This window comes from Gelidibacter salicanalis (genome assembly GCF_016469035.1).
GTDB lineage: Bacteria > Bacteroidota > Bacteroidia > Flavobacteriales > Flavobacteriaceae > Gelidibacter > Gelidibacter salicanalis_A.
On sequence record NZ_JAEHJZ010000052.1, the window covers coordinates 26,491 to 38,505 of the forward strand.

A 12,015-nucleotide genomic window follows, 5' to 3' on the forward strand; every position below is an offset into this window, starting at 1 on the left:
TATCGTTTTTAGATTTGGTTTAACTATAGGTTATTTGGTCTGATCCAATACTTCGTATGTGGAATTGTTAGATTTGTATTCGGGGATTAAATGTTTTATAGCTGAGACTATCACAAGAGGTTGTGTTGCAGAATTTACAGCCGTAAGTTTATTGATCTGTTCTTCGATATTAAGTACATCGATACGTCTGGATTTAGCTATCATTATTTTTTCATGATAGGTTTTCCTTGTGTTTTCTCCATCTGCTAAAAGTTCTTCGTAAATTTTTTCACCTGGTCTTAGTCCGGTGATTTTAATGTCAATATCTTCAGGATATCGCAGTCCGGAAAGTATGATCATATTTGTGGCAAGGTTAAATATCTTAATAGGTTCTCCCATATCAAACACAAATATTTCTCCACCATTACCCATGGCAGCCGCTTCTAAAACCAGAAGGCAAGCCTCTGGGATAGTCATAAAATATCGGGTAATATCTTTATGGGTTACCGTTAATGGTCCTCCTTTTTCAATTTGCTTTTTAAAAAGTGGAATGACTGACCCATTGGAGCCTAAAACATTACCAAACCTGGTGGTTATAAATTTGGTATGTCCTTTTTCTTCTAGGCAGGTGACATAGAGTTCCGCAATACGCTTAGTGGCTCCCATCACATTTGTTGGATTAACCGCTTTATCCGTTGATATTAAAATAAATTTTCCTACGCTATGCTTAATAGCGGTGTCTACCACATTTTTTGTCCCTCCAATATTTACACTAACAGCCTCGTAGGGACTGCTTTCCATTAGTGGTACATGTTTGTAAGCAGCAGCGTGGAAAACTACCTGTGGTTTATATTGGTTAAATAATTGATCAATTCTGGCTCTATTTCTTACATCAGCCACAATAGTTTCAATATTTTCTAAACCTTGTTGCATAAATTCTTGTTGAACATCATAAAGGGCAGATTCAGCGTTGTCTACAAGAATTAGTCTTTTGTATTTATATAGGCTTACTTTTCTACAGATTTCACTTCCAATAGAGCCTGCAGCTCCGGTAATAAGGATGATCTTATTCTCATATTCGCTAACTAGGGTAGGGTTGATAATTGATATGGGCTCTCTTCCTAAAAGATCTTCAATTTTAATGTCTTTAATCTGCCCAATACTCAAATCGCCATCGATCCAATGCTGTACTGGTGGGACAATTTTTACTTGAAGACCCAAATTAAATAAGTGGCCCGTAACATTAAGTAGACGTGTGGGATCAATATTTTGAATAGATACGATAACCTCTTCAAGATTGTTTTTTGAAACCAATTCAGGGGTTATGTTTTTGATACTATAAACGGGCAGAAGATCTATTTTTTTCCCTACTTTACCCTCATTGTCATCTATAAATCCTGTAACTTTATAGCTGTTTTTAGGATCATTACTAATCGCAGCATAAGTTATCATCCCGTAATTACCTGCACCAAAAATCAAAACGTTTTTAGTGGCAACAAAATCACTGGTTATGGCATTGTATAGCGACTTTATAAAAAGCTTAAACGCAATTAATAGGAAAATATTAAGTAAGAGGTGTATGTATATGATAGACCCAGGAATATCAAATAATTCATTGTAATTATACTTCCGACTAAAGAAGGTGGAAATAATTAATATAGTGGCCAAGATATTGGTGCCAATGATGATATTAATAATGTCTTTATAACCTGTAAATCTAACCACTCCCTTGTGGGATCCCACAGCTAAAAAACTCAAAATTGCCGCTACAATTACAAACGGAATTTGAGACATCATGGATAGAAAATCAAATTCAAATTGGAAATTATATCTTATAAAATACGATAAGAAGAAGGTAAAAGAGACAATTAATAAATCAGATAGAAGCACCAACCATTTGGAGGCGTACTTTTTAGATATTTTATGTAAGATTTTATGTATCATTCACCAAAATACGTTTTAATGGTTGTCAAAACTCTACTGCGTTCAGCATTAGTTAGATTGGATCCACTGGGTAAACACAAACCTTTTTCAAATAATTCGTCCGATACCCCGTTAAGGTAACTTGGTGCATTTTTAAAAATAGGCTGTTGATGCATGGGTTTCCATAATGGCCGAGATTCTATATTTTCTTTTTCGAGAGTTTGTCTAAGTTCTTCCCGTATTGTTTTAGTACTTAGCAATATACAGGATAACCATCGGTTAGAAAAATAACCATCAGGTTCTTTTAGAAATGTGATATCATTATTATTTTTAAATGCGTCTTGGTAGAATTGATGGTTAGATCGTCGTTTGGCAACATGATCATCTAGTATTGTCATTTGACCACGACCTATGCCTGCCAGAATATTTGACATTCTATAGTTATATCCTATATTAGAATGTAAATAATGGGGTGCTTCATCTCTGGCTTGTGTGGCTAAAAAAACCGCCTTTTCTTTCTCTTTTAAGGATCTCGTTACTAAAGCACCACCACCAGAAGTAGTTATAATTTTATTGCCATTAAATGATAAAATAGAATGATCCCCAAATGTTCCGCAGTGTTGACCTTTATATGTGCTCCCTAATGATTCCGCACTATCTTCAATAATTGGAATATTGTATTTCAATGCTATTGCTTTTACCTGATCAACGTTATAGGGCATGCCATATAAATGCACCGCAATAATAGCTTTGGGAGTTTTCCCCTTTTCAATCCTATCTATAATTGCAATTTCCAATTGAACAGGACATATGTTCCAGGTCTCTTTTTCGCTATCCACAAAAACAGGCGTCGCACCAAGATAAACGATAGGATTGGCCGATGCTGAAAACGTTTTACTCTGGCAAATAACTTCGTCTCCGGGTTTGATATTTAGTAAAATGAGTGCGAGATGGATGGCAGCAGTACCAGAACTCAATGCTGCCACATGACGATCTTCGCCAAGATAGTACTGAATGTCGTTTTCAAATCCCGTAACGTTAGGGCCTAGCGGGGCTACCCAGTTAGAATCAAAAGCTTCTTTTATGTAAGATTGCTCATTACCGCTCATGTGTGGTGATGATAGCCAAATTTTCGGTTTCATAAGTAATAACTATTTCGTAATTAGTCAGATTACTGATTTATTCATGTAATGTAGATAGAGGGGTCTGCTACATTTATTAAAAGTAATGCCAAATATGCGTCAATATGTGGAAAATCCCCAATTAAAACGATGAGAAGTAAATATTTACGTTATTATTTAAAATCTTAATTTGAAAAAACTGAATTTATGTCTATCCTAGAATTTAACACTGTTATGCATTTCAACACGTCATTATTCTTATTAAAAAAATGAGGTCTTCCGGTTTTTAAAGAAATGCATTTATGGTATTTGTATGATCGTCCCAGAAATAGACTCCTTTTTAATCTGGATAAGAAGAGATTTGGTCATCTCATTAACTTCCATTTTAATCAAAAATTATATAAGAAGGTGTCTTCATATTACTGGTCTGATTGTTGCCTCTGTAAATCACCAAATATCCAATTCATTTTATTAAAGACGTAAAAATACGTGTTTTTAGGATAATTATTTCTGGTCATATGTGAAAAGCTCTATTATTCTATAGCTTATTTTCAGTTTTATGTAGTTATCTTTGAATTTCCAATTAAATATTTAATAAATTAGATACCTAAATAAGACGAATGAATATTTTAATAACTTCCGCCGGACGCAGAGTTTCTCTTATAAGATCTTTTCAAAAGGAATTAAAAAAAGCGGATTTTAAGTCAAAAGTTTTTGCTTCTGATTCCAATCCAATCCTCTCAGCGGCGTGTCATATTGCCGACGGTTTTTTCAAGGTACCTCAATTAGATGACCCAGATTATATAGAGACTTTAATTACGCTTTGTAAAACGCATAGCATTTGCTTAATTATTCCAACAATAGATACTGAATTACTTGATCTGGCAAATAATAAAGAAAGATTTAGAGATCAAGGGATCACCGTTATCATATCCTCGGTGGACTTTGTTTTTAAATGCAGGGATAAACGATTGACTCATGAGTTTTTTGAAGAACAAAACATAAATATCGCTAAAGAATACACAAAGGATAATTACAGAATGCCACTATTTATAAAACCGGTTGATGGAAGTAGAAGTGTGGATAACTATATCGTAAAATCAGAAGATCAGTTGACGGAATATCATTTCAATAATGAGAAATTGATGTTTCTGGAATATTTGGACCACAACCATTATAATGAGTTTACTTGCGATTTATATTTTGGTAAAGATCATAAATTAAAATGTGCTGTGCCCAGAAAGCGTATAGAAGTGAGAGATGGTGAGGTTTATAAGGCTATGACCATAAGGAACCATTTGGTCTCTAACATTAAAGAGAACTTAAGTTACATCAACGGGGCTGTTGGGTGTTTAACGGCGCAGTTCTTTGTGCATAAAGATGATGACACAAAAATCTACGGAATTGAAATAAATCCGCGATTTGGTGGAGGATACCCGTTAACATATCTGTCCGGCGCTAATTTTTCTCAATGGATTATTGAGGAGTACTTAATGGGAAAAACAATTGCGGATCAATTTGATGTCTGGGAAAAAGATCTCTTAATGATCCGTTATGATGATGAAATATTAGTTCATGGATATACAGGTTGATAAGCATACGGTCGTCGTTTTTGATTTAGACGATACTCTGTATAACGAATTGGATTTTTTAAAATCTGCATATAAATCCATTGCCATATTTTTGGAAAATAAAAATTGGAAGCCATTATATTCAAAGTTGTTTTCATTATATAGGTGTAAGCTTAATGTGTTTGAATTTATTGTCACGACGTATAGCGTCGAAATGGAATTGCTGATTGAAATGTACAAAGATCATCAACCTGATATACACGTGTTTGATGGCGTTATCGAGACGTTTGAAGCGATCAAGTCCAAAAATGGAAAAATTGGAATTATTACCGATGGAAGATCGAAGACACAAAGAACAAAAATAAAATGTCTGGGCATTGCAAAATACATTGATGAACTAATAATCTCTGACGAAATTGGCTCTGAAAAACCAAGTAAAACTAATTTTGAACTGATAGAAAAGTCACTCTTCGGTAAGACCTATTATTATATTGCAGATAATTTAAAAAAGGATTTTCTTGCACCTAATGAATTGGGATGGCAGAGTATTGCACTTGTTGATAACGGGAAGAATATTCATTTTCAATCTCATGAATGCGAGAATGAAAAAAATTTACCTCAAGATTATATTTTAAATTTCAAAGAGATTAATATTATTTGACACTTTGTAAATTCTAGGTTGGCTATAAAACCTAAAAATGATATACGGTAATCACAATTTTAAGGCTTTGGTCATTTCTGTTTTTAACTGAGCTTGTTCTTTACTAGATATTCAAGTTTTACAGTCTGAATTTACGTTTAAAACTTTTAAACATAGTGCATCTTACTTTAGCTTCTAAAACCCAACCTTTCAGATTTATTTAAAAACCTAGGGCACTTCAGTGATTAGTGGTTTTTTCATTAATTTCCTTCAATTTGATAACTCTTGCAGGATTACCAGCCATAACAGCATAATCTGGCACATCCTTGAAAATTACAGAACCGGCACCAATCAATGAATTTACACCAATACGTTGAACTCCCGTCTTAACAATAGAACCAATGCCAAAATAAGCCATGTCATTAATTTCTAAACTTGCACCAATATGAATACCTGAAGACATAAAAACCCCATTCTTAATTTTGACATGATGTCCAATAGTGGTTCCCATATTTACCATAAAATAGTCGCCAATTGTTGTATGTGGCATGATATAATTTCCTGGCAGCATATAATGTGCTTCACCCAAAGTTACGTCCGGACCTACGCAGACTGTTCTATGTACAAAACTGGGCGTGTTGTATCCTTCTTTTTTCAAAGATGAAAGATAATCCTGTCTCACAAAATTATCTCCTATGGGGCAATAGACGTCAGTAATCAGATCTTTTAATTCACTATTGAACAAATCTTCATATTTACCCAGCACCTTAATACCGATGACTTTTTTGTTATAGAAAGAGTCGTCATCGTCTATAAAACCTATTACATCAACGCCGGCTTCCTTTAAATAAGAAGCATATATCTGTCCATGTGTTCCTGCACCAATTATGATTGCTTTTTTCATAGTTTAATCATTACCCATAAATGGAGTCATATTTACATTTTCAGAAAGATTTATATTTTCTTTCAGCACTACTTTTTTTATTGTTAACAACACGATTTTCAAATCCAATGCAAAGGATACATTGTTCACGTACCATACATCCAATTCAAACTTTTTTTTCCAAGTGATCGAATTTCGTCCATTTACCTGTGCCCATCCTGTGATACCCGGTCTAAAGTTATGTCTGCGTTTTTCAAAATCGCTGTATCTTTCTAAATATTCAATAAGTAACGGTCTAGGACCTATAATACTCATATCGCCAATCAACACATTGAAAAGTTGTGGAATTTCATCCAGTGATGTCTTTCTTATAAAATTCCCAACTTTGGTAACTCGGAGATGATAGGGCAAAAGGTAGCCCTCTTTATCTTTCTTATCATTCATGGACTTAAACTTCAAAAGCCTAAATATTTTCTCATTCTTACCAGGTCTTTCATGCACAAAAAAAGGTAAACCATTGTTATTAATGGTCAAAACTATTATTAAAATTAGGATAATAGGAGATAATATAATAAGACCAATGGCGGAAATGATGATATCTATAGGTCTTTTAAAATATGATTTGTACATATTTACTATGTTTCTACGATGATTTTTTTTTTAAATTCTGAAATAGGGCTAGGGCACAGTTAATGGGAATATTTCATGTAAGTAATGCACCACATTTTAACCTTTTCAAATATAAGTGAATTTCAACGAATAATGTGACTGATTAAATGGTGCTTGTCGTGTTTTTTTTACATAGGTCGATTATTATGGGAGTTTTATGAATCATGGCGATAGAAAACAGAATGAAATCAATTTGTTTTCTATATTTGTTTAGAGTGAGATTTAAATTTTAGATCCTTTACTACCTAAAAGATAATTAATATAATAAATTTTTATGACCAATAACGACATTCTTTTAAAGGCATTTGTCACAATTTTAGAAATCGAAGCGTCAAAAATAGATGATGATTTAAAATATCAAAGTATAGCCGAATGGGATTCTATCAACCACATGTTTTTGATTAATGAAATTGAAAGCGTATTTAATATTGAGATTGATTCTGAAGATATCCTATATTTTAAGAGCTTTAAAGAAACAAAAGTAGCGCTGTCCAAGTATAATGTAACGTTCTAATTTATTATAAGAGAATGAATGTTTTCGAATAAACACAATAACTTAATCAATTTAATAAAAGACAGTCAAAGTCTCAAGTTTATAGATGTTGAATCTAACAAGATCTATTATTTGAACGATATGCTATTTGATTTAGATACGATGGATTTACCCAGAAGCTTGGGTTTTTTGTATTTAGACACTAGTCTAATTTCCTTAAAAGTGTATCTTACTTTTTTGAACTCACCGCATGCTTTGGTCTTGCTCAGTGATTCAATTGACCTAAAACTCAAGGAAAATCTTGAAGATTCTTACCTGCCAACCTTTATAATAGATAGCAAAAGAGCTAAAATACCAAAATATACAACTGATAAAATCACAGGTAATGCCTCCATTATTGATCTTCACATCAATACATCTTACACAACAAAACTGCACGAAAATATTAAGATCCTATTGTCAACATCAGGGACAACGGGCTCGCCAAAATTGGTAAAGTTATCTGAAGATAACATTCTGAAAAATGCACTGTCCATTTGCGAATATCTTCCAATTGCCACAACCGACGTTACACCTCTCAATTTACCATTGCATTATTCTTATGGCCTATCGGTCCTACATTCCAATGCCATATCCGGAACTACAATAGTTTGTGGTTTGCCAGACATTCTCAACAAAGATTTTTGGAACTATTTAGAAGAACATAAATTTACATCTATTGCAGGTGTGCCTTTTATCTATGAAATGTTAAAACGGATCGGTTTTATGAAAAAATCATATCCATCGTTAAAATATATAACGCAGGCCGGAGGCAATCTCAGCCAAAATATTAAAATGGAATTTTATGAGTATTGTAATGATAATGCCATTGAATTTTTTGTCATGTACGGACAGACGGAAGCAACGGCAAGGATTTCTTACGTTCCACCAGCCGATTTGAAAAATAAAATAACTTCAATAGGAAAACCGATAAAAAATGGTAAGATAACAATCGATGATAAAACAGGCGAATTGTTGTATTCCGGACCCAATGTGTTCGGCGGTTATGCCAATGAAATAGAAAATTTGGCATGTTGGGAGGATATCGTGCATTTAAGAACAGGAGATTTGGCAGACAAGGACGAACATGGTTTTTACTACATCAAAGGACGATTAAAACGCATTGTAAAAGTCTTTGGCAACAGAATCAATCTTGACGAAATCGAAGCCTATTTAAAATCTAGATTGAACATGAGTTTGCTGGCTTGCACAGGTATCGATGATAAAATTTTATTGATTGCGCATAGCAATGAAGCACTCAATGAATCTGAACTCAAAAAAGCAATATTTGCAAGCTATAAAATTCAAGGTTCAGCTATAAAATTTAAGTATTTTGAAGAATTGCCCAAGAATAAAAGTGATAAAATTGATTACAATAAAATAATTTTACAATATTTAGATAATTAGTAACCAACAACAATCTTGACCTTTAAAACATAGAATTTTCTATTTAAGCCAACCATTTAGAGATGATTCAGTTAAAGAAAAAACTCCAAGAAAAAAAAGTCGAAGTGCTTTTTACGGATTACTACGACACTCTTGTCCACAGGCGTGTGCACCCCAATCAAGTATTAAGGATCTGCTCCAAAATATTGATCAAGGAATTGGGTTTGATTGCCTCTATTGACGATCTATATTTCACGTTAAAAGATGCTGTGAACCATTTGGTGGAAAAGTTGAAAATCGACCGTAATGAACTTGCCTATAAAAAACTTATAGACGAAGTTTTCACACGACTGAATAACGCCAATATAGTTGATGATTCCCAAAAACACGTTTTTGCCACGCTATTCGAAAAAGCTCAATTGAAAGCGGAGCAGAGTGTGCAATATCTCAACAAGAACACAGTCCAAATCATTCAGGATTTTAAGAATGAAGGTGGAAAGGTTTATCTGGTATCCGATTTTTACGGGCCATCATCACTTTTTAATGCCCTTTTGAAACATCATAATATTGACCATTTGTTTGATGCAATCTACATCTCTTCAGATGTGGGAAAGAGCAAGCATAAAGGTTCAATATATCAATTTATACTTTCCGATCTCGCTGTTGAGCCACACAAGGTTTTAATGATAGGCGATAATTTAAGAAGTGATTCGATTCATGCTGAAAAGGCAGGATTACATTCGTTTTTGATGCCACATAAAAATCATTTGAGAAAGAACAAAATGAACAGCTTTGGAAGTGATGGCAATCAATTGAGGAATTGTGTCAGCGACATTTATGATTATTGCAATCAAAAGGACAACCTTCCATACACAGAATACGTCATTTATTATCACTTTTTTGTTGAAAGGCTGTACAAGATTTGTAAAGTACAGGGTATTGATAGTCTTTTCTTTTTATCTCGTGAAGGATTGTTTTTAAAACGTTTATTTGATTCTTATCAAACCTTCCATCAAATTGATTCTGATAAAAACATTAGGACTCATTACATAAAAGTTTCGCGGCAGGCGGCGCTTCAAATAAGTTTAAAGTCAATTGATGATGAAGAATTCAGCTATTTGAGAAAAAAATACGACTCGATGAGCCTAAACGAGTTTTTTAAGTTTCTAAACCTTAAAGAAACTGATAAAAAATCAATATATGATACCTTGGATGTGGAATATGATACATTGGAGTTAGATTTATTTGAATCAAAACAATTTAAAAAGCTCAAGAAGAACGCGCATTTTTTAAAAATTTATGAAGCTCATTGCAAAAGCAATAGAGCCGTTTTTAAAGAATATATTCAATCTTTTGGAGAGGACATAGAAGGAGATGGGATTAACGTTGTTGATATCGGCTGGGGAGGAACGATGCAAGAAGCCATATATAAATTCTTTGATGAAAAAGTAAAAGTTACTGGATTCTATCTCGGTATAAATACAATCTACAGCCCAAACAATAACACTAAAAGACACGGTCTTAATTTCTCCATTTTACCCTATGTGGATTATGATTCAAATATTCTAAGGGCAAATGCCCAACAATATGAGCAATTTGCAAGTGCAAGTCATGGCACTTGTATAGAATACAGTAAAGTCGATGGTGGTTACACTGTTGAATTCCACGATGAAAATGAAAAATATCTTTATGACAATTATCTGAAAGAGCATCAGGATAAAATGTTTGAAGTGCATCAAAAACTGTTGAAAAATCTTGAAATGATATGCTATTCTCAAGAAATGGTAAGCACCGAATTAAATAATGTCGCTTTAAAAAGTGGTATTCTACAAAACATAAGAAAAATAAAATTCCTTAAAATACTGAATGCCGGTTATTATCAGAATTTGAGCAATAAAAAAACAGGAATTGATTACGAGATCCCAAAAAATTTATTAAATCCAAAGGAGTTTATCAAATTTTTGATGAAACCCGAAGAGTATTTTAGATATATAGTGAAGCTCAAACAAAAACTATACAATTCCAATAGGGTTTTGTATTATATATTCCCCGGTTATTTAGTACTTGGTTATTATCGATTGAATCGATTTTTGAGGTTCAGGGCCTTGAGGAATGTTTCACTATTGAAATATAATTATTTTAGATGAAGAGCAGATGATTCCTGTTCTTGTTGATTAAAAACATTATTTATAATTTTTAGCAAATTACGGTTGATAATGTGAACATCAAAGCGTTCTTCTGCATACGCTCTACTGTTGTTCCCCATTTCCTCAATTCTCTCGGGATTTAATATAAAAAATTCCATTGCATCAACAAGTTCTTTCAAACTTTGGGGAGGAATGAGAAAACCATTTTTATTAGGAATCACAGTTTCCCTACAACCAGGAGAATCTGTCGTTATTATTGGCAAGCCCACTGATAAAGCTTCCAATATTGATCTAGGCACACCTTCTCTATAATAGGATGGCAATACAAAAACATCAACCTTGGTTAGATTCTCTACAATATTATATTGATGGCCATGCCATATCAAAATACCCTGCTCATTTAAACTAATCAATTCTTCCAACTTTATTGCAGAAGGTGACATCTGAGCAGGACCGATGACATGAAACTCTGCACTGGGATATTTTGTTTTTAGTGTCTTTGCAGCTTCAATATACAAACCTATACCTTTTTCCTTTATCAATCTAGCCGTTAAAAGAAAACGTACGGGATTTCGAGCTTGACCATTGTCCTTGAATTTAAAACGCTCTAAATTCACACCAGAACCACTGACGATTTTAGCTTTACTTTTATCCCTTAAGATATTCCGTTCAAAAAACAAGTCGCGATCATCCGCATTTTGAAAAACAACGGTCTTATTCTTTCTGATCGTGCGCTTATAAAGAAATTCGTTGAGATGCTGTAACGCTCTAGCTTTAGCCGATAAACCGGTAAATGTAAATCCTAAACCTGTAATGAGCGAAATGACGGGAACATTCAGTGAATTTGCTGCTATCGTACTATAAATAACTGGCTTTACGGTATACGGGAAGACGAGTTGAATCTGATGCTCGGCTATTATTTTTTTCAAGTCAGAAATAGTCTGTAGATCCATGAAAGGATTTACCCCAGTTCTTTGGATTCTATATGTCAAAGCGGTAACGCCATAATCTTCTGTAAGTTTTGATAACGTTTCTTCATCGGCGTATCCTGCTGCCGTAAAAACTTCGTAACCATTGTCCGTTAGACTTTGAATGAAGTCGCCTCTAAAATTTATAAGCGATGTTGCCGTAGAGCCAACCACCAAAATTCTCTTTTTGTTCATA

10 protein-coding genes are annotated in these 12,015 nt (G+C 33.6%); 5 read left to right on the forward strand and 5 right to left on the reverse strand.

Features of this window, described 5'->3' with window-relative positions:
* Positions 1-30: 30 nt before the first annotated feature.
* Entirely contained in the window at positions 31-1,923 is a 1,893-nt protein-coding gene (locus tag JEM65_RS18860; RefSeq protein WP_199602957.1) for a polysaccharide biosynthesis protein, read from the reverse strand.
* Positions 1,920-3,044 (reverse strand): DegT/DnrJ/EryC1/StrS family aminotransferase, encoded by a 1,125-nt coding sequence (locus tag JEM65_RS18865; protein ID WP_199602958.1) that lies wholly within the window; start codon positions 3,042-3,044, stop codon positions 1,920-1,922. Before JEM65_RS18865 ends, JEM65_RS18860 begins: the two co-directional genes overlap by 4 nt.
* A gap of 599 nt (positions 3,045-3,643) precedes the next feature.
* Between JEM65_RS18865 and JEM65_RS18870 the strand changes: the two genes are divergently transcribed.
* On the forward strand, positions 3,644-4,615 hold the full coding sequence (locus JEM65_RS18870) for an ATP-grasp domain-containing protein (RefSeq protein WP_199602959.1): 972 nt from the start codon (positions 3,644-3,646) through the stop codon (positions 4,613-4,615).
* The gene (locus tag JEM65_RS18875) at positions 4,599-5,255 is read left to right on the forward strand and encodes an HAD family hydrolase (RefSeq protein WP_199602960.1); all 657 of its coding nucleotides are present in this window, start codon (positions 4,599-4,601) and stop codon (positions 5,253-5,255) included. Before JEM65_RS18870 ends, JEM65_RS18875 begins: the two co-directional genes overlap by 17 nt.
* A 217-nt stretch (positions 5,256-5,472) precedes the next feature.
* Here the strand turns inward: JEM65_RS18875 and JEM65_RS18880 are convergent, their stop codons facing one another.
* Positions 5,473-6,138, reverse strand: coding sequence for a NeuD/PglB/VioB family sugar acetyltransferase (locus JEM65_RS18880; RefSeq protein ID WP_199602965.1), 666 nt, complete (start codon positions 6,136-6,138; stop codon positions 5,473-5,475).
* A gap of 3 nt (positions 6,139-6,141) precedes the next feature.
* Positions 6,142-6,747 carry a sugar transferase gene (locus JEM65_RS18885; RefSeq protein ID WP_199602967.1) on the reverse strand — a complete coding sequence of 202 codons (606 nt, stop codon included), beginning with the start codon at positions 6,745-6,747 and terminating at the stop codon, positions 6,142-6,144.
* A gap of 313 nt (positions 6,748-7,060) precedes the next feature.
* Here JEM65_RS18885 and JEM65_RS18890 point away from each other — a divergent pair, with 313 nt between their 5' ends.
* From JEM65_RS18890 to JEM65_RS18900, 3 genes are all read left to right on the forward strand, one after another.
* Positions 7,061-7,300 (forward strand): acyl carrier protein, encoded by a 240-nt coding sequence (locus JEM65_RS18890; protein ID WP_199602968.1) that lies wholly within the window; start codon positions 7,061-7,063, stop codon positions 7,298-7,300.
* 18 nt (positions 7,301-7,318) lie between these two features.
* The gene (locus tag JEM65_RS18895) at positions 7,319-8,725 is read left to right on the forward strand and encodes an AMP-binding protein (RefSeq protein WP_199602969.1); all 1,407 of its coding nucleotides are present in this window, start codon (positions 7,319-7,321) and stop codon (positions 8,723-8,725) included.
* A 62-nt stretch (positions 8,726-8,787) separates the two neighbouring features.
* Positions 8,788-10,851, forward strand: a complete 2,064-nt coding sequence (locus tag JEM65_RS18900; RefSeq protein ID WP_199602970.1) for an HAD family hydrolase — start codon at positions 8,788-8,790, stop codon at positions 10,849-10,851.
* Here the strand turns inward: JEM65_RS18900 and JEM65_RS18905 are convergent.
* Positions 10,839-12,014 carry a glycosyltransferase family 4 protein gene (locus JEM65_RS18905; RefSeq protein WP_199602971.1) on the reverse strand — a complete coding sequence of 392 codons (1,176 nt, stop codon included), beginning with the start codon at positions 12,012-12,014 and terminating at the stop codon, positions 10,839-10,841. The genes JEM65_RS18900 and JEM65_RS18905 overlap by 13 nt on opposite strands.
* Position 12,015: the final 1 nt, after the last annotated feature.